General features: G+C 48.3%; 31 protein-coding genes. 16 read left to right on the plus strand and 15 right to left on the minus strand.

Annotation, left to right across the window (positions count from 1 at the left end):
* Nucleotides 1–45: 45 nt before the first annotated feature.
* Complete coding sequence (locus KNQ04_RS13360; protein ID WP_214851338.1) at nucleotides 46–1,098, plus strand: C45 family autoproteolytic acyltransferase/hydrolase; 1,053 nt, start codon at nucleotides 46–48, stop codon at nucleotides 1,096–1,098.
* Between the two features lie 147 nt (nucleotides 1,099–1,245).
* On the opposite strand, the gene KNQ04_RS13365 is transcribed toward KNQ04_RS13360, so the two are convergent.
* From KNQ04_RS13365 to KNQ04_RS13380, 4 genes are read right to left on the minus strand one after another with little or no spacing between them, the layout of a single operon-like run.
* Nucleotides 1,246–1,722, minus strand: coding sequence for a GNAT family N-acetyltransferase (locus tag KNQ04_RS13365; protein ID WP_214851340.1), 477 nt, complete (start codon nucleotides 1,720–1,722; stop codon nucleotides 1,246–1,248).
* Complete coding sequence (locus tag KNQ04_RS13370; protein ID WP_214851342.1) at nucleotides 1,719–2,306, minus strand: GNAT family N-acetyltransferase; 588 nt, start codon at nucleotides 2,304–2,306, stop codon at nucleotides 1,719–1,721. The genes KNQ04_RS13365 and KNQ04_RS13370 overlap by 4 nt, the downstream gene beginning before the upstream one ends.
* Nucleotides 2,307–2,357: 51 nt before the next feature.
* Entirely contained in the window at nucleotides 2,358–3,107 is a 750-nt protein-coding gene (locus tag KNQ04_RS13375) for a VLRF1 family aeRF1-type release factor (protein ID WP_214851344.1), read from the minus strand.
* Nucleotides 3,108–3,121: 14 nt separating this feature from the next.
* Nucleotides 3,122–4,291, minus strand: a complete 1,170-nt coding sequence (locus tag KNQ04_RS13380; protein ID WP_214851346.1) for a hypothetical protein — start codon at nucleotides 4,289–4,291, stop codon at nucleotides 3,122–3,124.
* 216 nt (nucleotides 4,292–4,507) lie between these two features.
* On the opposite strand from KNQ04_RS13380, the gene KNQ04_RS13385 reads away from it, so the two are divergent.
* Nucleotides 4,508–5,650 (plus strand): AI-2E family transporter, encoded by a 1,143-nt coding sequence (locus KNQ04_RS13385; RefSeq protein ID WP_214851348.1) that lies wholly within the window; start codon nucleotides 4,508–4,510, stop codon nucleotides 5,648–5,650.
* Here KNQ04_RS13385 and KNQ04_RS13390 read toward each other — a convergent pair.
* Nucleotides 5,600–6,166: a DedA family protein gene (locus tag KNQ04_RS13390; protein ID WP_214851350.1), complete on the minus strand. Its 567-nt coding sequence runs from the start codon at nucleotides 6,164–6,166 to the stop codon at nucleotides 5,600–5,602. The genes KNQ04_RS13385 and KNQ04_RS13390 overlap by 51 nt on opposite strands.
* 55 nt (nucleotides 6,167–6,221) lie before the next feature.
* On the opposite strand from KNQ04_RS13390, the gene cls reads away from it, so the two are divergent.
* The 3 genes from cls (at nucleotide 6,222) to KNQ04_RS13405 (ending at nucleotide 8,863) form a co-directional block, all read left to right on the plus strand.
* Nucleotides 6,222–7,661: a cardiolipin synthase gene (cls, locus tag KNQ04_RS13395; RefSeq protein WP_214851351.1), complete on the plus strand. Its 1,440-nt coding sequence runs from the start codon at nucleotides 6,222–6,224 to the stop codon at nucleotides 7,659–7,661.
* 239 nt (nucleotides 7,662–7,900) lie between these two features.
* Nucleotides 7,901–8,425, plus strand: coding sequence for an HAD-IIIA family hydrolase (locus KNQ04_RS13400; RefSeq protein ID WP_214851352.1), 525 nt, complete (start codon nucleotides 7,901–7,903; stop codon nucleotides 8,423–8,425).
* Between the two features lie 30 nt (nucleotides 8,426–8,455).
* Entirely contained in the window at nucleotides 8,456–8,863 is a 408-nt protein-coding gene (locus tag KNQ04_RS13405) for an NUDIX hydrolase (protein WP_214851353.1), read from the plus strand.
* Nucleotides 8,864–8,965: 102 nt separating this feature from the next.
* Here the strand turns inward: KNQ04_RS13405 and KNQ04_RS13410 are convergent, their stop codons facing one another.
* Both KNQ04_RS13410 and KNQ04_RS13415 read right to left on the minus strand, forming a co-directional pair.
* Nucleotides 8,966–9,427 carry an NUDIX domain-containing protein gene (locus KNQ04_RS13410; protein WP_214851354.1) on the minus strand — a complete coding sequence of 154 codons (462 nt, stop codon included), beginning with the start codon at nucleotides 9,425–9,427 and terminating at the stop codon, nucleotides 8,966–8,968.
* Between the two features lie 13 nt (nucleotides 9,428–9,440).
* On the minus strand, nucleotides 9,441–10,511 hold the full coding sequence (locus KNQ04_RS13415) for a GGDEF domain-containing protein (protein WP_214851355.1): 1,071 nt from the start codon (nucleotides 10,509–10,511) through the stop codon (nucleotides 9,441–9,443).
* 328 nt (nucleotides 10,512–10,839) lie between these two features.
* Between KNQ04_RS13415 and KNQ04_RS13420 the strand changes: the two genes are divergently transcribed.
* Together KNQ04_RS13420 and KNQ04_RS13425 are read left to right on the plus strand one after the other, a co-directional pair.
* Nucleotides 10,840–11,601 (plus strand): arylamine N-acetyltransferase family protein, encoded by a 762-nt coding sequence (locus KNQ04_RS13420; RefSeq protein ID WP_214851357.1) that lies wholly within the window; start codon nucleotides 10,840–10,842, stop codon nucleotides 11,599–11,601.
* A gap of 2 nt (nucleotides 11,602–11,603) precedes the next feature.
* Entirely contained in the window at nucleotides 11,604–12,104 is a 501-nt protein-coding gene (locus KNQ04_RS13425) for an NUDIX hydrolase (protein WP_214851359.1), read from the plus strand.
* A gap of 61 nt (nucleotides 12,105–12,165) precedes the next feature.
* Here the strand turns inward: KNQ04_RS13425 and KNQ04_RS13430 are convergent, their stop codons facing one another.
* From KNQ04_RS13430 to KNQ04_RS13440, 3 genes are read right to left on the minus strand one after another with little or no spacing between them, the layout of a single operon-like run.
* A complete protein-coding gene (locus KNQ04_RS13430; protein WP_214851360.1) occupies nucleotides 12,166–12,876 on the minus strand; it encodes a DUF554 domain-containing protein in 711 nt (236 codons plus the stop codon).
* A gap of 55 nt (nucleotides 12,877–12,931) precedes the next feature.
* The gene (locus KNQ04_RS13435; RefSeq protein ID WP_214851361.1) at nucleotides 12,932–13,846 is read right to left on the minus strand and encodes a DMT family transporter; all 915 of its coding nucleotides are present in this window, start codon (nucleotides 13,844–13,846) and stop codon (nucleotides 12,932–12,934) included.
* Nucleotides 13,831–14,448 carry a GntR family transcriptional regulator gene (locus tag KNQ04_RS13440; protein ID WP_251137057.1) on the minus strand — a complete coding sequence of 206 codons (618 nt, stop codon included), beginning with the start codon at nucleotides 14,446–14,448 and terminating at the stop codon, nucleotides 13,831–13,833. Before KNQ04_RS13440 ends, KNQ04_RS13435 begins: the two co-directional genes overlap by 16 nt.
* A 211-nt stretch (nucleotides 14,449–14,659) precedes the next feature.
* Here KNQ04_RS13440 and KNQ04_RS13445 point away from each other — a divergent pair, with 211 nt between their 5' ends.
* The 3 genes from KNQ04_RS13445 to KNQ04_RS13455 all read left to right on the plus strand — a co-directional run bounded on the left by KNQ04_RS13445 (nucleotide 14,660) and on the right by KNQ04_RS13455 (nucleotide 16,114).
* Nucleotides 14,660–14,980, plus strand: coding sequence for a PadR family transcriptional regulator (locus KNQ04_RS13445; protein ID WP_214851362.1), 321 nt, complete (start codon nucleotides 14,660–14,662; stop codon nucleotides 14,978–14,980).
* Between the two features lie 3 nt (nucleotides 14,981–14,983).
* Nucleotides 14,984–15,742, plus strand: coding sequence for a hypothetical protein (locus KNQ04_RS13450; RefSeq protein WP_214851363.1), 759 nt, complete (start codon nucleotides 14,984–14,986; stop codon nucleotides 15,740–15,742).
* 129 nt (nucleotides 15,743–15,871) lie between these two features.
* Entirely contained in the window at nucleotides 15,872–16,114 is a 243-nt protein-coding gene (locus tag KNQ04_RS13455; RefSeq protein ID WP_214851365.1) for a hypothetical protein, read from the plus strand.
* 93 nt (nucleotides 16,115–16,207) lie between these two features.
* On the opposite strand, the gene KNQ04_RS13460 is transcribed toward KNQ04_RS13455, so the two are convergent.
* On the minus strand, nucleotides 16,208–16,759 hold the full coding sequence (locus tag KNQ04_RS13460) for a GNAT family N-acetyltransferase (RefSeq protein ID WP_214851366.1): 552 nt from the start codon (nucleotides 16,757–16,759) through the stop codon (nucleotides 16,208–16,210).
* Between the two features lie 19 nt (nucleotides 16,760–16,778).
* Nucleotides 16,779–17,999, minus strand: coding sequence for an MDR family MFS transporter (locus tag KNQ04_RS13465; protein ID WP_353049730.1), 1,221 nt, complete (start codon nucleotides 17,997–17,999; stop codon nucleotides 16,779–16,781).
* 116 nt (nucleotides 18,000–18,115) lie between these two features.
* On the opposite strand from KNQ04_RS13465, the gene KNQ04_RS13470 reads away from it, so the two are divergent.
* From KNQ04_RS13470 to KNQ04_RS13485, 4 genes are all read left to right on the plus strand, one after another.
* Nucleotides 18,116–19,741, plus strand: a complete 1,626-nt coding sequence (locus KNQ04_RS13470) for an ABC transporter substrate-binding protein (RefSeq protein ID WP_214851367.1) — start codon at nucleotides 18,116–18,118, stop codon at nucleotides 19,739–19,741.
* 159 nt (nucleotides 19,742–19,900) lie between these two features.
* Nucleotides 19,901–21,061, plus strand: a complete 1,161-nt coding sequence (locus tag KNQ04_RS13475; protein WP_214851368.1) for a globin domain-containing protein — start codon at nucleotides 19,901–19,903, stop codon at nucleotides 21,059–21,061.
* Nucleotides 21,062–21,235: 174 nt separating this feature from the next.
* On the plus strand, nucleotides 21,236–21,409 hold the full coding sequence (locus tag KNQ04_RS13480; RefSeq protein WP_214851369.1) for a DUF6440 family protein: 174 nt from the start codon (nucleotides 21,236–21,238) through the stop codon (nucleotides 21,407–21,409).
* Nucleotides 21,410–21,470: 61 nt separating this feature from the next.
* Nucleotides 21,471–22,034 (plus strand): GNAT family N-acetyltransferase, encoded by a 564-nt coding sequence (locus tag KNQ04_RS13485; RefSeq protein ID WP_214851370.1) that lies wholly within the window; start codon nucleotides 21,471–21,473, stop codon nucleotides 22,032–22,034.
* Here the strand turns inward: KNQ04_RS13485 and KNQ04_RS13490 are convergent.
* Nucleotides 22,020–22,523 carry a DNA topology modulation protein gene (locus KNQ04_RS13490; RefSeq protein ID WP_214851371.1) on the minus strand — a complete coding sequence of 168 codons (504 nt, stop codon included), beginning with the start codon at nucleotides 22,521–22,523 and terminating at the stop codon, nucleotides 22,020–22,022. The genes KNQ04_RS13485 and KNQ04_RS13490 overlap by 15 nt on opposite strands.
* 248 nt (nucleotides 22,524–22,771) lie before the next feature.
* On the minus strand, nucleotides 22,772–23,974 hold the full coding sequence (locus KNQ04_RS13495) for an MFS transporter (protein WP_214851373.1): 1,203 nt from the start codon (nucleotides 23,972–23,974) through the stop codon (nucleotides 22,772–22,774).
* A gap of 209 nt (nucleotides 23,975–24,183) precedes the next feature.
* Here KNQ04_RS13495 and KNQ04_RS13500 point away from each other — a divergent pair, with 209 nt between their 5' ends.
* Both KNQ04_RS13500 and KNQ04_RS13505 read left to right on the plus strand, forming a co-directional pair.
* A complete protein-coding gene (locus tag KNQ04_RS13500) occupies nucleotides 24,184–24,486 on the plus strand; it encodes a hypothetical protein (protein ID WP_214851374.1) in 303 nt (100 codons plus the stop codon).
* A gap of 539 nt (nucleotides 24,487–25,025) precedes the next feature.
* Nucleotides 25,026–25,547, plus strand: coding sequence for a hypothetical protein (locus tag KNQ04_RS13505; RefSeq protein ID WP_214851375.1), 522 nt, complete (start codon nucleotides 25,026–25,028; stop codon nucleotides 25,545–25,547).
* A 112-nt stretch (nucleotides 25,548–25,659) separates the two neighbouring features.
* Here KNQ04_RS13505 and KNQ04_RS13510 read toward each other — a convergent pair.
* Nucleotides 25,660–26,080: IS30 family transposase (locus KNQ04_RS13510; protein ID WP_214851376.1), on the minus strand; the 421-nt coding region annotated here is incomplete at its 5' end.

Consider the following 26,080-nt stretch of genomic DNA (forward strand, 5'->3'; position numbering starts at 1 on the left):
TCGGTATAATCAACAGTACGAGAGAAGCAGAAAGGATGAGTCGTCATGCAGCAGGTCGCTAATGAAATCACTCAGTTTCGCGGCACCCATTACGAGTTCGGTCGCGAACAAGGACGGTACGTCAAACAAAATGAATTGCTCCATAACCGGGAAGACAATTGGAAGATTCGCGTTCCGCGCTTTCAGGTCGACCCGAACGAAACAAAAGAAATGTTCATGCGGTACGTCCCGCACATGTGGGATGAAATTCTCGGACTTCAGGATGAACTCGAACTATCGCTTGAAGACACGTTACTTCACTTCGGACATTACCGTGTCGAAGGACCGAAAAGCGGCTGCTCCATCATGACAGGCGATAATTTTTTAGTCCGCAATTATGATTATCATCCGATGACGTATGACGGACGGTTTTCCGTTTTTCAACCGACCGACGGCGGGTCTGCCATCATCGGTCCCGCGTCCCGCGTGACCGGTCGGATGGACGGGATGAACGAACACGGTCTTGCGATGGGCTACAACTTCATCAATCGGCGACGCCCCGGGGATGGCTTCGTCAGTTTTATGATTGGTCGAATCATCCTCGAAACGTGCACATCGGTCGAGGACGCGATTTCGCTCGTCAAAGAATTGCCGCACCGGGGTTCTTTCACCTATGTCGTCCACGACAAGTCGGCCCGCTCGTTCGTCATCGAAGCGACGGCACGCGACATCGAAGTCCGGGAGACGAATCTCTGTACGAACCACTTTGATCTACTGCAACACGAAAACCGGTTCCATCTCGATGACTCGAAACGACGGATGATGGAGATGAAGTCGCACCAGCATTTGATTCAAGACGCGGAGTCTGCGTTTCGTCTACTCAACGATACCGATAAAGGTGTCTTTTCCGAGCTCTATTCCCACTGGGCCGGAACGATTCATACGTCGGCGTACTTCCCGACAGACTTGAAGGTCTGGTTCGCGCTCGGCGGTGACCAACAACCGGTCGAGTTCGATTTTCGCGACTGGTTAGCCGGGAACGACTTTGCTCTGAAACGAATTGAAGGAGAACTTGAAACCGACATCCAGTTCGCGAATACGTTACAGACCTGGCGTTAAAAAAAGCGATGCAAGCGCAACATACATCCTCCGATAAGAAACCAACTGTAGCGCAGGACTTCGTCTAGAAAAAAGTACGGGAGCAGATGTCAAATCTGCTCCCGTACTTTTTCTTTTAGCATATGTGTTTAAACCAAACCTGTTCCATTAATCCAACCGTTTTTCCATGTGAAGATCCGTCGTCACGTACCCTGACGTTTCATAGAGTGCAATCGCCCGTTTGTTGTGGGCAAAGACATGAAGCCCGATGACTTTGATGTTCATCCGCCGCGCGACCTGTTCAAGCGCGACCATTGCCTGTCGCCCGTAGCCTTTTCCTTGGTGACGTGCGTCAACTGAAAAATCATAAATGAACGCCGTCCGTCCCTGTTTTTTCTCCACGACATGAAACCACATCATCCCGACCGGTTCAGCCGTCGATTCATCGACAAGCGAAAAAAGGTAATTGTCTTTTGACGCGCGCCCATCCGGCAAGAGTTGACGAAATTCCGTCGTCGACCGCTCGATTGCTTCAGCTTCCACCCACGTTCCGGCTTTCACTTTTTCCGCGGCGTAATCTTCAATTGCAGTCGGTAAATACGTGTGATATGTCACTTCTGACATCGGTTCAAATCGGATTTTCATCTGTCGTACCCCACTTCCATGCCGCCCGTTGGTTGACTTGCCGATTGCCAATCCTGCGCAAGCATCGCATAGACGGCGATATCATGATATGTACCATAAAGTCGCTCCGCATCCCGCAAAATCCCTTCTTGCTCGTAACCGAGCCGTTCTGGTATCTTCCGACTACGTGTATTGTCGACGGCACATTCAATGACAACTCGATTCAAGCCTAACGTCGTGAAACAATACTCGGTAATGAAAGCAACGACAGGCGTCATCAACCCTTTCCCACGTCCGTTTCCCGTCAAATAATAACCAATCGAGGTCTGCCGTAACGTCTGATTGATTTCGTGTAAAGCGATTGTCCCAATCAGCGCACCATCGTAATAAATGCCACAGGCAAATCCGTCTCCGTCCGCATACTGTTTCAGCCATGTCGGAATCACTTCATCGCGGTAGCTTTCAGGTCCCGTCGCTCCATCGACCCAGCCGAGCCATTCCCGTAAATGATCACGATTGGTATCGACAAGCGCATATAACGCGTCCGCATCCTGGCGTTCAATCAACTTCAAACTCAATTGTTCTGTAATCTGGTGCATGAACATCTTTCTTCACTCCCCTATGTACGTCTAAAGCTATACTTTAGACGTCGACCCTCAAAAAACCTGCTTGAGAATCTGTTGCTGTGATGAGTGGGACAAATTTTTGTGAATGACCTGTCTCGGTTTCGTCGTCAGCGCGTTCTCGAGGAAGTTCGCTTGCGACCGTTCTCCGAGAAGGATGATTTGTTCCCAGCCGAGCGAACGATTCATTTTTTCGACTTCTTGAGCCAGGTTACGGTAAAAACGATCAGCTTGTTCCGCTACACGATTTTGATACTCGTCGCTTTGCGTATTACTCGAGGCACTAGAACGCCCACTGCCCCCTTGATAACGACGCCACTCCCCGGTATCGAGATCCAGTTCATAATCGTGCGTCGCCTCGACTTCACCGAGTCGGACGTCAAGCACCGTCGCTGAATCCAGATGCGTCAACACGATGCCCGTCCGTGGAAACTGCTGATCAAGTACTTCAAGTTGATTCAAATTCGGTTTCGGTTGATAACTGACTTCATTCGTCACATCGAGTTGTAAGAAACGGAGCTCATCAAGCGAACCATCGACAGAGACAAAGGCGACGATACTCCGCAGTAAATCCGTCCGTTTATTCGCAATTGCTTTTTCGACATGCGTAAATAATCGCTCGATATCTGCTTTCTCATCACCTTGAAGTAACTTTTTCTTTTCATTCCGTAAGACCGTCTCCCATTGATTCCGTTTTTCCGGAGCCGTATTTAAATAAATCGACAAGACCTTTGATGTACCATCCACTTTTTTTAAGCGTTCAATATCTTCTCCGAGTCCCATGATGTGTTCCTCCTTTAATAGATGAATGACGCTAAAATACCGGTGATGAAGACGGATGTGATCGTGACGGTCGAGAAGCCGGCAACGACCATTTTCGGTAAGATTTCGTCTTCAATGATTTGGACCTCGTCTTCCGTCTCCCCGATATTTTTAGCTGCTTCCTGACTGAGAATCAAGGTACCTGGAAAACCATATAGTGACGTCAAACCGATTGCGATTGCCATCGAATAGGAATATCCGAGAAATTTCCCGGCAAGCATCGCAAACAACACGATTCCGAGCACACCGAGGATAAAGGCAATCAACAGTGGCACAAACAGTTCGACGAGATCCGCAAATGACGTAGTCGCGAGTGGTCCGAAGATGATCAACAGAATCGCAAGCATCATCAAGCCGTAGGCATCGATTCCGTTTAGGACGTTTGGCTTTAAGACACCGGTCGCCCGCAAGGCAATCCCGAGCAGTAAGGCGATGACAAACGTATTGAGCCAGCCGTTCGTCAAGCCGCTGAGGAACGACGAGACGATGACGACGACACCGACGACAAACAACGTCCCGGCTGTCGTCTGGAACGGTTCCGGTAAAATCGTCTGTTTCTCGGATGTTTCCGACGGATCGAGGGCCGCTTTTCGGGTGATACTGCCATCCCGGACACCATCCCGAATCCGTAACGCTTCCTTCCGTAAGATGACCGACGTCAGCGGAAAACCAATCAGTCCTTGTAAGGCGGCAATCAAGACGGGAAAGACGGCGACAGAAATTAATCCCGCATTCAAGGCCTGTTCCTGGACGATGATGACGGAAATCGTCCCACCACTGACGGCAGCAATTGCACTGAGGACATAATTCGTATCAAGGAACAGACGTCCGATCGTAAAGAGCAACACACTGATCCCGATGACGGCTGATACCCCAATCAGAAATGTTTTCCACTGCCGTTTGAATTCCTCGAGACTGATGAGTGTCCCAAGGTGGACGATGATCATCCCGACGACCGTTTGCCCGAGTGGCAACAGGGACGACGTCGGCAAGAGATCTTCCGGGAACAGGTTCGTCTTAAAGCCGATCAAAAAGATGATCGAAGCGACAAATAAAGAGGATAATAAGGCCTTCGTTTTTTTCGAGATATAATCACTGACCGTCCAAATGAGCATGATGATTGTAAAGGCGATGATTGGTTGCATGTTGCTTCCTCCTATTCAGGAGCGAATGAGGGACATGGCAGTTCGAATGAACGACGGCTGTTTCGTCGGAGAGGGTTCAAAGAGGACTATACACGATAGTTTATTTTACCCGATTCCATTGAAGACTAACGAACATGGAAGGATCGCTTGGCTTTTTATTTTTTTAAAAATTGGGGAAAGGATAGGTATCGTGCCTAAATCAGAAGGAGGGAGTTCATGTCTGCCCTGATTTCGAACCGGTCTTTTCGGATTGGATTACTCATCTTACTGTCATTGTCTATCATCTTCATGGCACGCCAAGTCGATTTTTTGTTTTATCCGCTGTTCGTCTTGTTTACAACGATTTTTACCCCGTTCATCATCGCCGGTATTCTCTTTTACCTGTCCGTCGGTTTCGTCGATACACTCGAACGACGCCTGCGTTCACGCAAACTGGCGATTTTCATCGTTTTGGTATCGTTACTTGCGCTCGTCACCCTGTTCCTTTTGACCTTATTCCCACTCATCACAAAACAGCTTTTTGCCTTCATCAATGCCGTACCCGATTTTGCAGAACGGCTCTATTCCCGGTCCTTATCGCTTTTTAAAACATATGGCACATCCATCCCATCAATCGAAAACCAATTGCCCACTGTAGAAAGTACGATAAAAAGTGTAACCGCTATCCTCGGAAACGTCTTTTCCTCGATTGCCGGCTCAATCCTTTGGTTAATCCGGTTAGTCGCTTCGACGATTTTTACGTTATTTATCGCTCTGTTCCTGTACGTCTTCATGTTGGTCGACGGGAAAAAATTACCGAACGCGCTTGTCCAGCTCATCCCGATCAGTTACCGCAAGGAAGCCCTGCTGATTTTAACAGACATGAACGGGACGATTCGCTCTTATGTCCGGGCGCAATTGATCGTCTGTACGTTCGTCGGGACTCTCGCGACACTCGTCCTCTGGTGGCTCGATGTTCCGTACTTCTTACCGCTTGGTCTGTTCATCTTCGCAACAAACATCATTCCGTACCTCGGTCCGTTCCTCGGTGCGGCACCGGCTGTCTTGATCGGCTTCTTGGATGAACCGATCAAAGGATTGTATGTCATCATCGGCATCACGATTGTCCAGCAGCTTGATGCCAATGTCATTTCCCCGCTCGTTCAGGGAAAATCCTTGAAGGTCCATCCGATTACGATTACGGTCGTCCTGCTCGTCGCCGGTCAACTGGCCGGCATTCTCGGGATGTTGCTCGCCGTCCCGTTTTATGCTGTCGCGAAGGTGACGGTCCTCAACATCATTAAACTCGCGCAACTCCGGAAAATGGCGTTACGGACGGACAAACCAGTTCCGGATCGTGTCCCGGAAGATCCAACCTAACAAGCAGGACAGGATCAGTAGTCCGGGTAATAAGATGACACCGCCATGCGTCGCCCACCACGTCGAAAAGCGGTTCAACAGACCATAAGCGCCGAGCAGGTTAACGAGAATCGTCCAGAGCAGCGCATAGACGCCGGTTCCGGCTAACGTCACGAGCACGTAGGGGCGAAACGGATAGGCGAGCAGTCCTGCCATATAATGAATCGGACGCCGGACACCGGGCAGGAAAAACGACATCGCGATGGCGACTGTCCCTTTTTCCTGTAAAATCACTTCGGCTTTTGCGAGATGCTTATTGGTCAATAACTTTTGAAAAACGGGAAGTTCGCGAAACATACGGGGGATGCCGTAAAACAGATTAAAACACACGAAACACGCGGACCAGACCGATAAGAAAATCAAGAGGAGGCCTTGACCCTGACGTAACCAGCTGCTGATTTGACGGATGACGAGCAAATCATCCGAAATCGGGATGAACAAGATACTCGAGATGAAGCGGATCCACTCCGAAAACATATTGTCTTCCCTCCCACCCTAAGTCATTCTCTCTGAAAACGAGGTGTTCGTATTGATGGACTATACCCTAATCTTGCCGGTTTTGCTCTATATCGTATTGATTGCCAACGTCGCTGCGGCAATCGCCATCCTGTTTTTCGAACGGCGCGACGTCAGTGCCACCTGGGCCTGGCTGATGATTCTCTTTTTCTTACCCGTCATCGGCTTTTTGATTTACTTATTGTTTGGCCGGTCGTTGAAACAAGAGACGTTTTATCACGTCCCGGAAGAAAAACGGGAAGCACGGGAACAGCTACTGACGGAACAAACGCAGGACGCGGTTTTACCCGGAACTCCACTTTATCCGTACCGTAAACTGATTGCGGCGAACCGGTCGTCAGGTGCCCTGTTGACGGAAGCGACCGATGTCCGGACGCTGTTCGATGGACACCAGAAATTTGATACGTTAGTTGCCGACATCGAGAGCGCGCAAGTCGAAATCAATATCCAATACTTCATCTTAAAACGTGATCCGCTCGGCGACCGTCTACTGAACGCTTTGTTTGAACAGGCAAAACGCGGTGTCAAAGTCCGGATTCTGTATGACGCCGTCGGCTCGTGGAAACTAAAAGCGAAGGACTTCGCGGCGTTCAAACAAGACGGTGGTGAAGTCCGCTCCTTCTTCTCTTCGCCGCTCGGTATCTTCAACCTGCGGATCAACAACCGGAATCACCGGAAACTCTGTACGATTGACCGGCAAATCGGCTACATCGGCGGCTTTAACGTCGGATCGGAATACCTCGGAGAAGACGAACAGTTCGGTTACTGGCGCGATACACATCTGCGGGTCCTCGGCCCCGTCGTCGAAGAACTCGAATTTCACTTTGAACAGGACTGGGACGCCGCGAGCCGTGAGCGAACCGATTGGTCAACGGCTCCGATTCCGCTGTTAGCTTGTTCGACAGACCGAGTCCCGACTCAAATCGTGACGTCCGGTCCAACGTCGGAAACGGAATACTTGAAAAATATGCTGATTCAAATGATCCATACGGCGGAAAAATCGATTTATATTCAGTCGCCCTACTTCATTCCGGATGCCAGTTTCATGGATGCCTGCCGGATTGCCCTCGCTTCCGGTGTTTCTCTTAAAATCATGATTCCGAACCAGCCGGACCATCCGTTCGTCTACTGGGCGACCTATGCGGCGGTCGGCGAATTGATTCAACATGGGGCGGAAGTTCACACGTATGAGATTGGCTTCATGCATGCGAAGACGATTGTCGTCGACGGAAAAATCGCCTCCGTCGGAACAACGAATATCGATGCCCGGAGCTTCCGGTTGAACTTCGAGATGAATGCGATTTTGTATGATGCGGCGATCGCCGAAGAACTGGAACTGCTCTTTTTATCGGACGTCGCCGATAGTAGCTTATTGACCCGGGAAAAATACGCTGCCCGTCCGCGGATGATCCGTTTTAAGGAAAGTATCTCGCGTCTGTTGTCGCCGATCTTATAACGTTAAAAAAAGGAACAAGCAGCATTTAATGGAATAACTAAACAGATGGACTGCAAATCATAAACTAACTCATTTCTGGCTAAACATACTCATTTTGAGTGATTTTGAGTATGTTTAGCGTATTTGACTATGTTTAATGCGTTCATTTTTCTTCTAAACTGATTCATTTGTAATAAAATGAGTATGTTTAATGGCATGGAGTGACGTACTGACTACATTCATGACGGGAGATATACACGATGAAAAACATAGAAGCCGTATTTTTAGATCGGGACGGTACCATCGGAGGCGACTCTACCATCCACTACCCGGGAGAATTTAAACTGTTTCCGTATAGCGCTTCAGAAATCAACCGCTTGAAAAAATCTCGAATCCAACTGTTCTCATTCACCAATCAGCCCGGCATCTCGAAAGGGGTAGCAACGATCGACGACTTTCAACGGGAACTGACCGGGTTTGGTTTTGATGATGTGTACATATGTCCCCACCATCCACATGAAGGATGTCCGTGTCGGAAGCCAGATATCGGTATGTTATCGGAAGCACAAAAAGATCATAATTTGAATTTGGAAAACTGTGTCGTCATCGGCGATCGTTGGACGGATATGCTCGCGGCAGCGAAAGCAGGTTGTATTAAAATTTTAGTCCGGACAGGGGCTGGCGAAGTCTCGTTACGCGACCATCATCATGAAATGGAGAAGCTTTCCATCGATTACATTGCTGAAGATTTACCGGATGCCGTCCACTGGTTAATGCAAAATTAAAACAGGACGATTTTTTAAAGGAAGTGTACCATGACATATCCGAGACATTCACTTTTGGAAGGTGCCGTCGTCCTTGATGCACAAGGAAAAATCCTGCTCATCAAAGGACCACGACGCGGATGGGAATTTCCGGGTGGCATTATTGAGCTCGGTGAAACCATCGAAGACGGAATCATCCGGGAAGTGAAAGAAGAGTCCGGTATTGACATTGAAGTGATTCGATTTTGTGGCATCTATCAAAACGTCAGCGAGCAGGTGTGTGCGACGTGTTGGCTAGCAAAAGCAATTGGTGGTACACCGCAAACGAGCAGCGAAAGTCTGGAAGTTTGCTTTTTCCGTTTAGAAGAAGTTTTAGACATGGTGACCTGGTCAAACTTTCGGGAACGAATCCTCAAAGTATTAAACGAAGCGGAACAACCCTTTTTTGTCCCTTTTTAAACCGTAGCAGCATCTACACAATTAAGTAAGGCATCCACCGCGCCGGATGCTTCCGTGCGATGGATGCCTTTGTTTACGGAACAATTCTTTTGATGGCGTTAGTTAACGTTTGACGACTTTCCTGACCGCCCATGCCTGATGCGCATGAAATAACTTATCCGTATCTTGAATACTAAGCCACGTCAGATGATGATCCACTTCGACTGCCGCTTGTGTCAACTCGAGTAACGTTACTTCGTAAAAGAACGCATCGTTGAGGAGCGCTTCCCCGTTTAGTGCTATCAAATGCTGTCTGGCCCGTCCAAGCGGTGCTTCGATACGAATCGTGTAACCCGTCTCTTCTAACAGTTCTCTGTGAAGTGCTTGCTCCGGTGTTTCACCGACTTCTATCCCACCCCCGGGAAGGAAGAAATTTTGTGAATTAGTCCGAACGGTTAGGTACCTTTTCTGTTTCTTATCGAACACAATGGCATAGACGCTCGCCTTGTTTTGATAATGCATCCCTTCCTGCTTCAATCCAAAAGTCGGAATTTCTTTTTTTGTATTATTTTCAGACTGTCTCATTGAATATCTCCTTTTACATTGAAATCAATTCGTTCATGCAGGATACATTTCTCCCTCTGCTTTTCGCAGTATACAAACATTGGTCGGCTTGATCTATCAACTGAAGAATATCTTTTGAACGACCGTTTGCAATTCCGATTGATGTCGAAATTTGGATTTTAGTCCCATCAGCCAGTTTGAATGAGTTTCTTGAAATGATTTCCCGAATTCTCTCGGCAACTCCATACGCTTCACTACTACTTAAATCAGCTATTAAAATTCCAAACTCTTCTCCTCCGATTCTAGCCTTTACATCGAGATCTCGTGTTTCATTAAGAAGTAAAACCGAAAATTGTCGTAAAATCTCGTCTCCTTTGACATGGCCATACGTATCATTTATTTTTTTGAAGTGATCAATATCAAGTAACAATACATTACAAGGTTTATCAATCAAGGCAATTTTGTGGATTTCAAGCTCCCAGGATCTTTTGTTAGCTAACCCTGTCAAATGATCCGTTTCAGAAGATGTTTTATATTCGCTAATGCGACTGTTCATGATATGGATATCCAGATTGAGTAAAGTTATCAAAATACCAATAAATAAGCTTATGATGGCAACCATTCCCATGACGCTTAAAGCGTCTACATTGAATTCACTGTTAATAAAAATCGCAAGGATGGCAATCACTACGGCCCACGTATTCAATGCTACTCCTTGTAGAAAAGATTTTCCATTTATCTTTTCAATTTTATAGAGCAACAAAAAGCCGAAGACAATTAAGAAAATCGCGCAACACGCGATAACGGATTGAAAATTGAAGCCATACGTAAATCGATAGAGTGATATGATTATCGCAGAAATAATTAAAGGCGACTTTAATTGATAAAACCCTAAGAGGATGAGTGATAGATATCGAAAATCAATCCGCACAGTCTCGGCATACGTGAAACCCTTATGGATGAGAAAAATTCCGAGCAAGCCGGATAAACCACCAATCACAAACTGTTTCAGAACAATCTTCTGCGTGGAGTAGTTTATAATTTTTGAAATTAAATACAAACCTGTAAAAGCAATGCATGCATTGGTCAACAAATTAATAAACATAACATCCCCAGCCCTTCATCTCATGTATCCCAACGAAAAATAAAGTTACGGTATCTTTAAACAGGTATCATCGAATTTTTGTAAACTTTTGTACAGTATTCGGGTTATCTTTTAATTATTCCTTCTTTTTACAAATTATATTGTTAATGTAGAATTCGTCTTTAATTCCCTTCATCCGAAACATTCTTCTTTGCAGCTTCCCGCAGAATCCATGTAATCGACAAGACGGCGAACAATATCCGCGGCAATCAGTATTTCCAGATAACATATGTCATTTTTTGGACGGATTGTGCGATAATAAAAACATGAACCAAAGGAGGAATTTCCGTTGTCATCACTCATAAATAAAGTCGCCTCGCGGATTCAGTTCCCACTCGACCAATCGATTACGTTCGACGATTTACCATCTTTATTAGAAGCGTTCGCCTACCATTTGCCGTTTGATAATCAAACTGTTTTATCGAAACGGATGATCCCTTTTAACGAAGTACGGCTCGAGCAGACGTTCGTGACGAATCAAGACGGCGGTGTTTGTTACGACTTGAATCATTTACTGTATGACGTGTTACTGAAGACCGGCTTTGAAGTTTCCCTCATCAAAGCGACCGTTTATGACAATGAACATGAAGTCTGGTCGGCGACCGGTCCGACTCATGTCGCGATTCTACTCCAGTATGAGGGCGCGACGTACCTCGTCGACAGTGGGTTCGGAATCAATCTCGCCTTACGCCCTGTTCCATTGACAGGTGAAACCGTCATTTCATCAAGCGGCAGCTTCCGGATTGCCCCGAACGGCGCCGGGTACCAGCTTGAAATGCAGCGGCTAGGACTCGACGACACGTTCATCATCGGCTACCATTTTTACACCCAACAGACGCTTTTGCCGGAGCAACTCGCAGCGATCGAACAAATCATCCAGCAGCATGCGGCTTCCCCGTTCAATAAACGGAGCTTACTCGCCATCCGGTCGGAAAGCGGTCACCGTATTTTGACGGAACAAGCTTTGACGACTTGGACGGATGGAAAAAAAACCATCTTACCTGTCCCGTCAGACGAACAGTATGCAACTTGGAAAAGGGAGCTGTTTTAATCGTGGCGGACGTACATTATCCGTATACGCTTTGCCTGATTCGCCAGGATGACCAGTTTCTGCTGCTTAACCGGCAAAAGCAACCGGCGATGGGGATGTGGAACGGGGTCGGCGGCAAAATCGAACCAAATGAAACACCGACTGCCGCCGTCATCCGGGAAACGTTTGAAGAAACGGGAATTGCGTTAGCAGAAGTCCACTTCGCCGGCACCGTCGTCTTACGCGCTGAACACGCAGTCGGCATCTATCTCTACCTCGCCGACTTACCGGACGGACATATCCTGACGACACCACGCGCGACGCGCGAAGGGATTCTTGACTGGAAATCGCTAAACTGGATTCTTGATCCGGACAATATCGGGATCATCAGTAACTTAAAACATTATTTACCGAACATCTTGAACGGTCCTCTTTGCCGACACACGTTCGACTACAATCAACACCAGCTGACCGATTACGCGACCGATGTTTTGCCTGAAGACGTGCTTCAATCTATTCACTAAAAAAACTGCGCCCCTCATTTCGTGGACAACAGATGTCTCCGAAATGAAAGGCGCAGTTTTTTTAATTAAATCCGGATAGTTGAAGACCCGTCACAATCAGGGCCACCATCACGATGCCGGGCAGGAGATTTGCGACCCGGATTTTTGTGATACCGGCAAGATTCAATCCGATCGCTAAAATCATCACCCCACCGGTCGCCGTCATCTCGACGATGAACTGTTGCAAGATGGCATCCGGAACATATTGGGTGATTGCGACGGCACCGAGGGCAATCGCCCCTTGATAGAGAAACACGGGAATGGCAGAGAAGATGACGCCGATTCCAAGCGTCGAACTGAGGACGAGCGAAGTGAACCCATCAATCAGTCCTTTCGTATACAACACGTCGTGATCTTGACGTAAGCCACCGTCGAGCGCTCCAAGCACGCCCATCGCGCCGATGACGAAGATCAGCGTCGCCGTGACGAAACCTTCGGCGATGTTCGACGGGCGCCCCCGGCCGATTTTGAGTTCAAGCCATTCGCCGAGCCGGTTCAGTTTTTCATCAATCCGTAACCATTCGCCAAGCGCCCCACCGACGACGAGACTGCCGATAACGATTAAAAAGTTTTCACTCTTCAACCCCATTTGGACACCAAGTACGACGACGGCAAGACCGATTGCTTGGACGACCGTCTCTTTCGTCCGTTCCGGGATTTTGTGAAACAGTAGGCCGAGTAACGTCCCGATGATAATCAGCCCTGTGTTGACAAATGTTCCTGTAAGTACCATCCTTGATTCCCTCGTTTGCTAAGTTATTTTTATATTAAGGTAATTGAAATAAAGTTTAGTCCGGCATGACCTTTGGGCTGGTTTGCCGAAAACTATGCAGCGTCATCCCGAGCATGACGGTGACCATCCCGAACAGTGCCAGTCCGCTCGGAAAGACCGCGTGTAAAAAGACGAGCTCACCAAGGACGGTGAACACGATTTCAAACGATTGAGTCGCTTCGACAGCCGCCAAGCGGATCGGTTCGGTCCGGACGAGCGTCGTCGCATAAAAAAATAGTGATGTCGCAATGACGCCGGAGAACAAGGCAACCAGTCCCGACTGGCCGACTTGTGTCGCTGACGGCAGACCGACTTGCACGTACGCAAACCCTGACAAAATCAACCAGAACGGCAGGCTTGCAAGTGTCATCCCGAGAATCCGGTCAAATACCCCCAGGTCATCCCCATACCGTTCCATCATCTTCCGGTTGCCGAGCGGATAAGCGATCGCTGCCAGGATGACCGGAACGACACCAAGTAGCAGCGTCGTCACCGACACGGTACCCGCGACCGACAGTTGCATCAGCAGGACACCCATGACAATCAACAGCGAATAGCGGAGCGATGCCCAGGGAATCGTTTGTTTGAACAGTGGCGCAAGCAACGGTCCCGCAAGAATCGTCACTTGCCAGGTTCCGGCAATCAGCCAGCCCGGTGCGTAATCGGCCGCAAAACAAATCCCGCTGTAAAAAATACCGAAGCCGATCGTCCCGTAGGTCAGCCAAAAGCGCGGTGCTGTCCGCAACGCAGACCACACACGTCCTAGCCGACGACGATAGCCGACGATCAAAATCAAAAGCGGTAACATCAAATAAAACCGCAGGGCCGCACTGTAAATCCAGTGTCCCCCACTTCCTTGCATCGATTGATTCAAGATGAACGTGACGGCAAAAAACATCGCCGACAGGATGCCGATCAAGATGGGTCGCATGTCGTTTCCTCCTCTAAAGCCGCAATCAGGTGTCGTCCGAGACCGTTCCAATTTTGTTCCGTCGTCCGGACGAGTGCTTCCAAGTCCCGCTGATCACAAGCCGCAAGAATCGCCTCGTGATCAGCGAGCGAATCATGCCCGTGCTGACGAAACTGGGCATACTCCAAACGGCGGATCAGCGGCGTCAGCCGGTTCAACGTGTCAATCAGTTGCTGGTTTTGACTCGCCTCTAAAAAGACATGATGAAACGCATCATCACACCGCATCGCCTCGAGGGCGTCCCCACGTTCGACCGCCGTCCGAAACTCCGCATTCACTGCCCGTAACTTCACTACCATCGCTTGTGTGATGTGTGCCACTGCCAGTCTGCTCGCGAGTCCGTGGAGCGTCGCGACGATTGGAAACGTCTCGCGTGCTTGTGAGACATCAAGTGCCGTCACGTTCGTCCGTGAACCTGGTTTAAAGACGACGAGTCCCTCCTCTTCCAGTTTTTTCAGTGCTTCCCGGACCGGCGTCCGGCTGACACCGAATTGTTCTGCCAGTTCCAAATCGTTCAATTTTTCACCCGGCGCCAGCTCCAAGGTGATGATTTGTTGCTGCAAGTGTTGATATACTTCCTGACTCAAGGAAGTCCGTTTGATTTTAAGAGCCTTTTTTGAGTTATCCATAAAACTAATATATTGCATATCAATGTCGATTGCACTTGTTTTTTTCAATTATTAGGAAAATTCCATTCACTACCTTGTATTACAAGTTATTGAGTGATAAACTGTATTTACCTTGCAATACAAGATAGTGAAACGAGGAATTCATATGTCATCTACTCAAATGTTAAAGGGCATTCTTGACGGTTGTTTACTAGCGCTGATCGCAGAAGAAGAAGTCTACGGTTATGAACTGGCGACAAAGCTTGCGACCTACGGCTTTGCTGACGTCAGCGAAGGAACGATTTATCCGTTATTGATGCGGATGCAAAAGCTCGGTTGGATCGAATCGACGCAACGCCAGTCCCCGAGCGGACCGAAACGAAAGTATTATGCCATCACTTCGGCAGGACGAGACGAACTGACTGCTTTTTCAGCTCGCTGGTACAGTCTTTCAGCAAGTGTCAACCAAATTTTAAAGGAGGAATGATGCATGCACCCCTTATCCACCGAATCAACTCGTTTTTTAGATGACTTACACGTGTATTTGTTAGCTTCCGGAAAAAATGAACAGGCGACGCAAGATATCGTCAGCGAACTCGCGGATCACTTACGCGACGCTGAGTCGGATGGCAAATCGGTTAAATCCATTACCGGTGATAGTCCGGCCGCTTACATCCAGTCGATTTCAAACGAACTTCCCTTTGACTGGAAAGGATTGCTGCAAGTCTTCGGACTTGTGTTAGTAGGCGGATCCAGTTTTTCTTTTTTTCAACAGCTCTTTACGGGTGCCGTCTCCTACAGCGCGATGCTGCTTACGAGTTTTACGAGCACAGTCGTGTTACTCATCGTCTGCCTCGCGCTGATTCTGCGGTACCTGTCGACGCATATGATCAGTCATGGCCGTCAAAAGCTACTGTTCGGACTGTTTGGCGGCTTATTTTCAGTCAGTATCTTGGTGACCGTTCTTGCCGACCGCTTCATCGATTCGCCGACCGTGACGTTTTCGCTTCCTGTCAGTTATGCAATCGGGTTACTTTATCTCGTCGTCATCGTATGGTTATCCGTCTCGTCAGGGACATGGGTCATCGCTATCGGACTCGCCGCCTATTTTTTACCGCAATTTGTCTTACATCAGACTGGAGTCAATGGATTAATCGTTATTTTGAGCAGTTATCTCATTTCGATGATCAGTATGAATCTTTACTTTTTCTTACCGATGCTGCTAGCGAAACGACAAATCCAGAAGTGATTTAGTTCGAAAAAAATGTATAGAATCCGCTACAAGCAAATATTGCTATGAGTTAGAGAATGCGCATTTGGTATTTAATTACATTATCAAGTATACTGATTTAAAAGCAATTGAATCGAGGTTACTTTTATGAATACCAAGATGCTGATTCTCGTCTTCCTCATTGTCTATTTAGTACTTAGCCTGCCGGCACTGTTCGGGATTGGAATTGTCATCGATTGGGTCCCTGAAGCGACCTTCGTCCAAAAGTTTAACGGATACGTCCTCGTGGGACTAACGGATAACTACTTATTCAAATGCGTCATGGCAGGGCTGATTAGCGTTGTTCTGAACCTGTTACTATCTAAACGTAAAACAAGTAAACGTCTGTAAATACCGCTCCTTCTTTAATTGTTAAACAACGTAAAAAAACAAGACGTCCCTCTTCCATAATCCGGAGAGGGGCGTCTTGTGCTGCTGATCCAATTAACATAATTTTTCCGCTTCATACCGCTCCCGTGTCCACCGATACAAGCGGCTCGTCACCGTCCGCCCGTCAATCCGCTCCATGACGAACGGTCGGTCGAGCACGTGGCGGAAGCCTATCTTTTCGATGACGCGTTGCGATTGTCCGTTAAAATCAAAGTGAGCACACCAGACGATCTCCATCTCAAGCTCCACAAAAGCGACAGCGAGTGCCGCGTCGACAATCTCCGGCATCCGTCCCTGTCCCCAGTAATCAGGATGCAGGACGAATCCGAACTCGACTTGTTTTTTGTCAGCCAGTGCCTCGACCGGCCGGCGCACATGCATCCCGAAGCTGCCGATGACCTGGTCCGTTGCCCGGTCGACGATCGCATAACCATCATTCGCTTCCTGAAACATCGTGATGACGGCGCGGCTTTCGTCGATGGACGCATGCGGTGCCCAGCCTGCGTTCGGTCCGACACGCGGATCTTTTGCATAGGCATACAGGCTTTCAGCGTCACCCGAACGCCAGCGCCGTAACCGGTGCCGCTTCGTTGTCAATTCCTCCATTTTAGCCACTCCTTTTTGATTACGAGACGTTTCGTTTCGTCTCGACGGCTTCTTTCAAATAAAGACCTGAATACGCTAAGACCAATCCAAGGAAAACGATCAGGCCGATGTAAACACTCATCATGAACGGGGCAAGGACTGCTCCGAGAATGATCGTCGAGCGTGAAATCAAGTCGGCCCCGGCGTGGGACGTCCCCGCGAACGCCGAGTAGGCGCCGCGTTTATCTTCCGGCATCATGTTCGCTTTTTCAGCGTTTAACGTCGGTGAGTACAACAACTCCCCGATCGTCGCGATGAAGATGAATGTCAACAGGACGGTCATTGAGTTGGCACTCGTGACGGTCATGTAACCGACCAGGTATAACGCCAGTCCGGCGACAAGCGTCTTCCGGCTAGAAAATCGGTTCGCGAGCCGTTGGATGAAAAACGTCAGACAGACGACAAGAATCGTATTCTCGATATTGATCAGACTGACCATCCGGACACCGTTGACGAGGAGATTGCCGACTTCGACCGTCTTGAACTCGTCCGCCAGCCGGACGGCGACGTAACTGCCCATCGAAAATTCGGCGGCAAGGATACACATCGAACCGAGGACGACCTTGACGAACGGACGGTCGCGCCAGGCGATCCGGTAACTGTTCGTGATGTCGGTCAGGACGGACCGGAACGGCTGTTTCCGCCAGACGTGTTTCGATTCGTCGAGCAGGAAATGGTACGCGACCGGTAAGAGGAGCGACGTACACGTCAATAAGCTGAACAGGAACAATCGGTTGCTGACATAGAGCCAGCCTCCGAGTGCCGTCCCGAGTGCAATCGAAAGGTTGATCAACCAGTAATCAATCGCGTAGACAGCCCGGCGGTTTTCCGGCGTCGTCGCGTCGATGATGATCGCCCCCATCGCCGGCCGGCCGATGTTACTCGTGACGGTAAAGATGGCATAAGCAATCGTGAAGGCAATCATCTGATCGACGGCGAGACTGATCGTCATCGCAAGGAACATCAAACCGGTCGCCGTCGTCGACAGGACGAGCAGCCGTTTTCTCGGGAAACGGTCGGCGAGATAACCGCCAATCAATCCGATGAAGAAACTTAACAAGACGGTACTGATTAAAAACAATCCGGCAATGACTTGATTAAAGGCATCGACGAACAATAAGGCCATGAACGGCATGATGGCGAATGACACCGTCCGGTTAAAAAAGGATGTTACGAGTCTGACTTTAATTGGTTTAGGTATTTATTTCCACTTCATATTGTCACCTTCCATTCTCTACCTGTATGATAAACAAGACAGATTAATTAAAAAATGGACATCGTCGTGAATCGATGTCCCCTTTTAGGAAGGAGCAGCTGATGGAAACGTATCTCTTTACGTTATGGAAAACTTGTCGCGATGGTCACTATACGATCCAGCATCTTGCCGATACGGTCCACTTGAGTCCGAAACAATTCAAACGTTATTTGAAACGCTGGCAAGACGACGGTTGGCTTGATTATACGAGCGGTCAAGGGCGGGGACACTTGTCGGAGCTCGTCTGGTTGCGCCACGTCGAGCGCGAACTGGCCCGTCAACTGCTTGAGCGGATTGACCGCGAATCAATCGACGCCGTGACCGAGCAGCTCAGTTGGGACTGGTCCCCCGCCCAGACCGGCCGGTTCATGCGGCGGCTCGAACAAAAATTCGGGTATGATCAAACGGCATCCGATGCCTTACTCATTCCGCGAAAACGCCCCTTCATGACATCGCACCCGCTCGAGGCAGCTGATATCCATAGTGCCCACCTCGTCCAAAATGTCTTTAGCCGTCTGTTTTGGATTGATGAAGACGGTCTGCTTAAAGGGGAACTTGCCCATCATTATGCTTGGCAAGGCAACACCTTGTCGCTTTATTTACGAAAAGACGTCCGCTTCCACGACGGTTCACTGATGACGAGTAAAGATGTCACAAAAAGTTTACGGGAACTGATCGCCTTTCCTGCTTATGCCTGGTCGTATCGCCACGTCGAACAGATTAAATCGAACGGACCGTACCGGGTCGACCTGATCCTTGATCAGCAACGGAAATCGCTTTTACCGAAGCTTGCGACACTTCACACGAGCATTCATAAAGAAGGCGTCGGGACCGGTCCGTTTCAGCTGACCCAACAGGATGATAAAAAAACCGTTTTACAGGCGTTTGCGAACTTTTTCGGCGTCCGTGCCTTGCTCGACCGAATCGAGTTCATCCAGATGCCGGACGCTTATGATCCGGTCTACCGGACGTCGTTCTCGGAAACGGGCGAAACCGGGACGATCTCCACCCAGTCGGGATTCGGACTGATTTTTTTGAATCCCCGTCCGGGCGGTGTCTTCGAAAGCGAGGAGGCGCGGCACTACATCCATAGATTGATTGCTTCCATCCGTCCCTTCATCAGCCAATGCAATGAACGCAGTCAACCGAACACCCGTGGCTTTCTCGGTGAGTTTAGTCAAGAATACATCGTTCCCGATGGACCACCTGTCACGTTCGACCGGCCGATCCGGATTAAACTGACGGATTTCACGGAAAACGTGACGTACTGGTTATGTGAGATGTTCGACCGCCAGCACGTCCCTTATGAATTCGTTCCGGTCGGATTTAAAGAAAGTATCACCAACCTGAATGCTTTTGCGGACATCGATCTTGTCCTCCACGCGGAAGTGTTCGAGCGCAACTTGACGGTCGCATTCCATCAGTTCTTAACGAATGAATATTCCCCGCCGGCCAAGCTGTTCCGTCAGATGCCGGAGATGGACCGGCGTATCCAGCAGTACGACGATACGCCGTTTGAGGACTGGATGCCGCTCCACCAGTCGTTCGAGCGCTACGTCATCGACGCCTCCTATTTCATCCCGTTGTTTGATGACACGCGACTGATTCCTTATCCGATCGAATTGCAAAACCTCGTCATCGATTCGTTCGGTTACCTCGACTTCTCAAAACTGTGGATTCCGACTTGACCTCTGACTTGAGTCAGTGGTTTTTGTCTGTTTCTTGACGAATCGATGGCACGTTTGTGACAAAGTTCACTTTCTTTTTTAATCTAGTATTTTATATGTTGTATTTACGGACGAAAGCTCCAATACTGTGGGAGAACGAACTGAAAAGGAAGTGGTCTTATGTTAAACGCAACAACGATTCAACTCATCAAGTCGACCGTCCCTGTTCTCGCAGAACACGGACCAGCGATCACCCGTGTCTTTTATCAACGTCTGTTTGAACGGCACCCGGAGATGACGCACATCTTTAACCAGACGAATCAAAAAACAAACCGTCAGTCGCAAGCCCTCGCTCACGCGGTCTATGCGGCAGCTGCGAACATCGATCAACTCGACGTCTTAAAACCAACGCTCCTGCCCGTCCTACATAAACACCGGAGCCTGCAAATCAAACCGGAGATGTACCCGATCGTCGGGACAGAACTGTTGCGCGCGATTGAAGAAGTCTTAGGCGACGCAGCGACCCCGGCAATCATCGATGCCTGGGGTCTCGCCTATCAGGAAATCGCTGATTTGTTCATGACGCTTGAAGCCGAACTTTATGCGCAAGACGAACAGGCAAAAGGCTTCACGGGATATCAGACCTTCACGGTGACGGCGATCATGCAGGAAGCGTCGGACATCAAGTCGTTTACCCTGCAGCCGGCACACGCGTTGACATTACCGACATTTACACCGGGACAATACGTGACGCTCCGGATCAAAACGCCGGCAGGACTGTGGCAAAACCGGCAGTACAGCTTGATCAATCGTCCCGGTGATGCGTTTTACACGATTGCCGTCAAACGCGACGGAAGCGTCTCAAAACAACTGCATGACGAAACGCACGTTGGTGATACGGTCCTGCTCAGTGCACCGGCTGGTAATTTTGCGTTACCAACCGGACACACACCCGTCGTCCTGTTCGCTGGCGGAATCGGTCTGACACCGTTGCTTGCGATTGCCGATGCAGCACTTGCGACAAGTCGGTCCGTCACGCTTCACGTCGCGATTCAAGATGACCGCGACCGTCCCTTTACGACGCGTCTCGCAAGCCTGGAAACAGCCGGTGCAACCGTCATCCGTTATGCGGAACGACATGCACAAACAGGAACAGTTTCCGGTCGTTTGACGGAAGATGTCATTCAAAACGTCGACAAATCCGCAATCGCTTTCGTCTGCGGACCGGAAGCGATGATTCGGTTTGTCGCGTCGAACTGGCAAGGAGCGACGGAGCAACTGCATTACGAAGTATTCGGACCGGTGCTTGCGTTTGAGGCGGAAGCCGTCGGAGCAAACTAATCGAATAATCAACTGAAAAAAGACCGTTTCGACTGTGATTTTTGCAGTCAAAACGGTCTTTTCCCTTTCAAATTCAGTTATCTTAATAGTAATAGCGCTATGTCCGCTGAAGAAATTAATTCTAGCTGTTTGTTCCTGGCTACACAGCTAAAATAAGAAGGAGACGAGTACAGTATGGGTGATAAACGGTTCGTGTTGAAATCAAAACAACACCTCAGTGGAGGGATTATTAAAATCGTCGTCGATACGCAGACAGGCGTAAATTATTTGATGACAAGCGGTCTCGGGGTGAGCGGAATGACGCCACTTTTAGATCAGGATGGTAAGGTAGTCGTCGATAAACGTTAAGCTTCTCTATTTTTATTTTGCATGTGTGTTAATAAAAAAACTGACCATAGGAGGATTTAACATGCGACTACAGCAGGAACGCATTTACTTACGTCCATTAACAATAAAAGACGCACCTCTACTATTAGCAGCATCTCAAGACGACGAAATCCGATATGTGACGGCAACTAAAGCAATCTTTACGTTAAAGCAAATTCAACAGCACATAAAAATTATAAACAGCGATTCAACACGTTATGATTTTGCAATCTGTCTCAACAGTAACAATAAAATGATAGGAGAATTGTCTGTTTTTGAGATAGATCAAGAAAATAAGCGAGCAGGATTTCGAATTTCCATGAGTTCATTGAAATTAACAGGAAAAGGTTATGGTTCGGAAGCCTTACAATTAACGTTGCACCTCGTATTTAACGAACTACGATTGAATCGACTTCAACTTGAAGTATATAGTCATAATGCAAATGGGATAGCAGCTTATAAAAAAGCAGGGTTTGTAACGGAAGGTGTAATCCGTGAATCGATAAATTATAATGGGATTTATTTTGATGAACTGATTATGTCTATGCTCAAAAGTGATTATGAAAAACTGACTAACGCAAAACAAATTGTATCAAAGCTGATCTAAAAACTTCTGTACGTCACGCTTCGATGACAAAATGACGACGTTTTTCGTATGTCGCACTTCGTCGAGCTGGCGTAAGACACCCGGTCGCCGCGCTTTCGGGTACTGCCAGACCCACTTCAGGAACTGCCAGTTGAATTGTTCGATGCAGCCCTCCCCCATGTCCGGTCGCGTCCGGTTACGGTACTTCAGATTGCGTTTGATGACCCGGTACGCACAAACGATCCGTGGCATGTCGAGAAAGATGACCGTATCCGCGGCGTCAAGCCGCATCCCGAGCGTTCCCCCGTAGTTTCCGTCAAGGATCCATTCCGGTTGTTCCAACAACTGCCGTTGCACCTCTATTTGCTCGTCCCGCGAGACGGCAACCCAATTCGGTTTCCAGAACAAGGCATCGAGATGTGACACCTTAATCCCGGTTTGTTCATGCAATTGACGTCCGAACGTCGATTTCCCCGAACCGCCGGAACCGATGATGATGATTTTCTTCATGATTCTCCCCCTAAAATTTCGCTTAAAAATAGACTGCCGGCTTACGGCAGTCCGTTCATTTCTTCATATTATTCCACTTCAATTCGTCGCCATAACAGATTCAACAACACCGTCATCCCACTAATCGGAATTAAAAATAACAATGCTATCATCATCAGACCATCCATCGTCGCTATCCCCTTTTGTTCTTCTTTTATCAAGTGTACTGCGAAAGAAAGCGGTTGCCCTCCACCTTAAGACCGATTTCCTTATCCTGCCTTGTCCTGACTGATATTACTAGCTGCTTGACGTGACGTAAGCAGCATCAAGAATACGGCACCGACCAGTCCTGAACCGCCGAAAAACAGAAAAACGTGTTCGATTGACAGGAAGGTCGTCATATAACCGGACAAGATATAACAGACGGCAGAACAGAGCGTCGAGACGGCGACCATCGCCGAGCGGACCCGTCCGAGCAGTAAATCCGGCGTCGTTTGCTGGAGCAGCGTCGAAAACGGAATCCCGAATAAACTGAGGGCAGCACCCAGTAAAAAGAGCGCGATGAAAGCGAGCGACACGGTATCCGTCAAACTGAGGATGATGATGAAGAGGCCTTGTAACAACACGGACAGCCGGAACAGTCGACCGAGGGCGACTTGTTTCGCGAACCGGGCATAGAGGAGCGACATGAGAATGCCACCGATGACGAGCGCGAGCTCCAGTACCGAAAAGGTTTTTGCTCCGCCAGCGACGACGTCTTTCGCGAACGGCGCGAGTAACGTATTCGCGGGTGTAATCATCCAGTTGGCAATGACGGCGAATCCTAAAATCTGCATCAGCTGCCGGTCTTGTTTTAAGTACGTCAGTCCTTCCGTCAAGGCGTCGATGTACCGGTTCTGTTGCCCTTCGCCTTTTGGTCCAGCAGGCTTGATCGATAGGAGCAACAGCCAGGCTGCGCCATGCAGGACGGCTTCCATCAGTAAAATCGTCTCGATGGAAAAGCTCGCAATCAACACACCGCCAATCAAAAGACCGCTTAACGTCCCGATTCGGTCGAGTGTACTCAAGTAGGCATTCGCGACCGGTAACCGGTCTGCTTCGACGAGGCGGGTCACGACTTTAAACGCCGTATTGCCACCAATCGTCTGTAAAACCGTCTGAGCAATCAATAATGCAACCAGCAATCCGATCGAGCCGGAAAACAGTTGCAAGCCGATTGCCGTCAAAACTAATAATCCCGTCCGGACGGCAACCGTCCCCTTGAGTAAGCGGACCGGGTCGACACGATCGATCCACGGACCACTAAAGGTCGCGACGACGAACCGCGTCAAAAAGACGGCGCCAATCAACAGGGCAAGCTGAAATGCCGATAACCGTTCTGCACTCGTCCAGTAGATGGCGATATAGGAGATGCTCGCACCGACGACGGCAAATAAATCAGACAGATAAAAATAGCGAAACACCTTAGGCACGTCGTTTCCTCCTTGATGTGATATAACTCAACGCTTCATTTTACACTTATTTACATATCCTGTCGGAATGTTTTTTGACTTTTACAAATTCAAGACGGCGCGACATCTGGATGTCATCTAGAAGTCAAATTGTTATTTAGTTCTTACGGGACTGTAACGAGGTTTCACCTTCCCTTCCTTTATACTGAAATAGAAGGAGGTGACGATCCATGAAAATGTACACACGTATCGATACGCACGACGAATCGGCCGAGGTTCCATCAGAAACACGGCTTGGTTTCTATTTTTTACTGATTGTTTTACCGCTTGGTTTAGCCCACTTAGTTCAATCGCTCGTTCCTTCAACGGATCAACACCACTTGTTGTCGTTATCACTACTTACGTTTTTTGCGATTTTGTTATTTGCGATTCTCGGACATAAACATGATCGAAACGCAAAAGCGACGTTTTTCAGCTATGCCTTATTCTTAGGTGTCAGCCTACTTTCGACGCTTGCGATTCCAATCATTTAACTTTAAAAAACGCCATTCCTATTTTTAGGGATGGCGTTTTCAGGCTGTAAACAAACTCTGTGGAAAACGAGGAATTTGTACAGGTATGATTGTGTGTCGCGTTTTCCTGTCTCGCCTCGTCTTCAAAGCGGAAAGCGGCTTCACGACTTGTCTCCCCCTGCGCCACTGCCTAATAAGCGTCATGTTTCGTTGACTCCTACGGGAAAAAGTGCGTTTTTAACGCACTTTCAGAGGCAGGTAAGACCCTGCTCATTGTCCGTAAGGATCAAGGAGCAACGGCTTGCGCCTCGCCCGAGGAAAGCAACGAAAAAAAGACGCTTTTTAGGAGGTATTGTCTAATATCATTTTGTCTTCATAGTCAAACACTGCTCCTCGTTTTGGGGATGGCGTTTAAGCCGTTCATCGCTTCGAAAGCAGCGTAGCTCTATCTAAAAAATTAAATTCGCTACAGTGACGAAAATACACTTTGATATTTTTTAGATTAAGCGATTACAATTAATGGGATACTGATACATTCATAAGAAAGGATGCGTTTATCGTTGCATGAAGATACTCTAAAAGAATTTAGACCAAAAGGAATCGATTTTATCGACAAGATGATGGTCAACCGCTTTCAGGCCATTACCGTCGATAAAGACGACGAAAAAATTGTCAATGTGATGGACGACCCTTTTATACCGCCTTATGAGACGATTTGTGGCGTTTACTGCATCTATCGGCGATCCATCCTGGATGTATTGCGTGGTCATATTGCATCGTTCGAAAGCTATGAATTCAAAACAGCATTTACTGACGATAAATTAATTGAAGAAAAGCATGTGGGAGATGTTTTGGATTTTGCAACATTTGTCGTGATCGCTTCCGCGGATAAGGAAGTGATGTCACATTACTTTATCGGCGGCGACTGCGAAAAACTCGACAGCATCTTAAACGTTTGCTCCGGTTATCCTAAAGGAACGAATAAAAAAACCTTCTCTCATGCGATTCAACGCTTCAAGAAGGATATTACGACAGTCGAAAACATGGGGTATCTGGAAAATATAGTGCATGAAAAGGCATAGGCATTTGACTGACTGTCAAAAGCGAGTGTAAATCGAACCCGCTTCAACAACCAAACGCAAAAACAAGCCTCCGCATTAAAAGCGAAGGCTTGTTTTTTTACAAGATAGATTGTCAAATTAAGTGCAACACTTCTTCCGAGAAGACCTCGTATGCAGTTTTCCAGTTAAGACATTTTCTTGGTCTACCATTTATCCAGGAGAGCGCTTGAGCGAGTTCAGAGCGACTTACTTTTCCAAAGTCCGTCCCCTTCGGGAAAAATTCACGGAGAAGACCATTGGCGTTCTCGTTACTCCCACGTTGCCAAGAAGAATACGGATCAGCGAAGTACATCGGTAAGCCTAACGCTTCACGAATTCGTTCATGACAGCTAAACTCTTTTCCACGATCTGTCGTCGCGGTCTTGAACGTTCCCAGTGGGAAATAGAGATGCAATGCTCGAATCGCAGACTCCATCGATGCAGCGGACCGATCCTTCATCGGCACAGCGAGATAGAAACGGCTCTTCCGCTCGACGAACGTCGCGACACATGCC

It is taken from the genome of Exiguobacterium sp. s193 (assembly GCF_018618755.1).
Classification (GTDB): domain Bacteria; phylum Bacillota; class Bacilli; order Exiguobacteriales; family Exiguobacteriaceae; genus Exiguobacterium_A.

Excerpts from the sequence above, each read along its gene's own strand:
- KNQ04_RS13360 (WP_214851338.1), top strand. The coding sequence starts at position 46 with ATGCAGCAGGTCGCTAATGAAATCACTCAGTTTCGCGGCACCCATTAC.
- KNQ04_RS13365 (WP_214851340.1), bottom strand. The coding sequence starts at position 1,722 with ATGAAAATCCGATTTGAACCGATGTCAGAAGTGACATATCACACGTAT.
- KNQ04_RS13370 (WP_214851342.1), bottom strand. The coding sequence starts at position 2,306 with ATGTTCATGCACCAGATTACAGAACAATTGAGTTTGAAGTTGATTGAA.
- KNQ04_RS13375 (WP_214851344.1), bottom strand. The coding sequence starts at position 3,107 with ATGGGACTCGGAGAAGATATTGAACGCTTAAAAAAAGTGGATGGTACA.
- KNQ04_RS13380 (WP_214851346.1), bottom strand. The coding sequence starts at position 4,291 with ATGCAACCAATCATCGCCTTTACAATCATCATGCTCATTTGGACGGTC.
- KNQ04_RS13385 (WP_214851348.1), top strand. The coding sequence starts at position 4,508 with ATGTCTGCCCTGATTTCGAACCGGTCTTTTCGGATTGGATTACTCATC.
- KNQ04_RS13390 (WP_214851350.1), bottom strand. The coding sequence starts at position 6,166 with ATGTTTTCGGAGTGGATCCGCTTCATCTCGAGTATCTTGTTCATCCCG.
- cls (WP_214851351.1), top strand. The coding sequence starts at position 6,222 with ATGGACTATACCCTAATCTTGCCGGTTTTGCTCTATATCGTATTGATT.
- KNQ04_RS13400 (WP_214851352.1), top strand. The coding sequence starts at position 7,901 with ATGAAAAACATAGAAGCCGTATTTTTAGATCGGGACGGTACCATCGGA.
- KNQ04_RS13405 (WP_214851353.1), top strand. The coding sequence starts at position 8,456 with ATGACATATCCGAGACATTCACTTTTGGAAGGTGCCGTCGTCCTTGAT.
- KNQ04_RS13410 (WP_214851354.1), bottom strand. The coding sequence starts at position 9,427 with ATGAGACAGTCTGAAAATAATACAAAAAAAGAAATTCCGACTTTTGGA.
- KNQ04_RS13415 (WP_214851355.1), bottom strand. The coding sequence starts at position 10,511 with ATGTTTATTAATTTGTTGACCAATGCATGCATTGCTTTTACAGGTTTG.
- KNQ04_RS13430 (WP_214851360.1), bottom strand. The coding sequence starts at position 12,876 with ATGGTACTTACAGGAACATTTGTCAACACAGGGCTGATTATCATCGGG.
- KNQ04_RS13435 (WP_214851361.1), bottom strand. The coding sequence starts at position 13,846 with ATGCGACCCATCTTGATCGGCATCCTGTCGGCGATGTTTTTTGCCGTC.
- KNQ04_RS13445 (WP_214851362.1), top strand. The coding sequence starts at position 14,660 with ATGTCATCTACTCAAATGTTAAAGGGCATTCTTGACGGTTGTTTACTA.
- KNQ04_RS13450 (WP_214851363.1), top strand. The coding sequence starts at position 14,984 with ATGCACCCCTTATCCACCGAATCAACTCGTTTTTTAGATGACTTACAC.
- KNQ04_RS13455 (WP_214851365.1), top strand. The coding sequence starts at position 15,872 with ATGAATACCAAGATGCTGATTCTCGTCTTCCTCATTGTCTATTTAGTA.
- KNQ04_RS13460 (WP_214851366.1), bottom strand. The coding sequence starts at position 16,759 with ATGGAGGAATTGACAACGAAGCGGCACCGGTTACGGCGCTGGCGTTCG.
- KNQ04_RS13470 (WP_214851367.1), top strand. The coding sequence starts at position 18,116 with ATGGAAACGTATCTCTTTACGTTATGGAAAACTTGTCGCGATGGTCAC.
- KNQ04_RS13475 (WP_214851368.1), top strand. The coding sequence starts at position 19,901 with ATGTTAAACGCAACAACGATTCAACTCATCAAGTCGACCGTCCCTGTT.
- KNQ04_RS13480 (WP_214851369.1), top strand. The coding sequence starts at position 21,236 with ATGGGTGATAAACGGTTCGTGTTGAAATCAAAACAACACCTCAGTGGA.
- KNQ04_RS13485 (WP_214851370.1), top strand. The coding sequence starts at position 21,471 with ATGCGACTACAGCAGGAACGCATTTACTTACGTCCATTAACAATAAAA.
- KNQ04_RS13490 (WP_214851371.1), bottom strand. The coding sequence starts at position 22,523 with ATGAAGAAAATCATCATCATCGGTTCCGGCGGTTCGGGGAAATCGACG.
- KNQ04_RS13500 (WP_214851374.1), top strand. The coding sequence starts at position 24,184 with ATGAAAATGTACACACGTATCGATACGCACGACGAATCGGCCGAGGTT.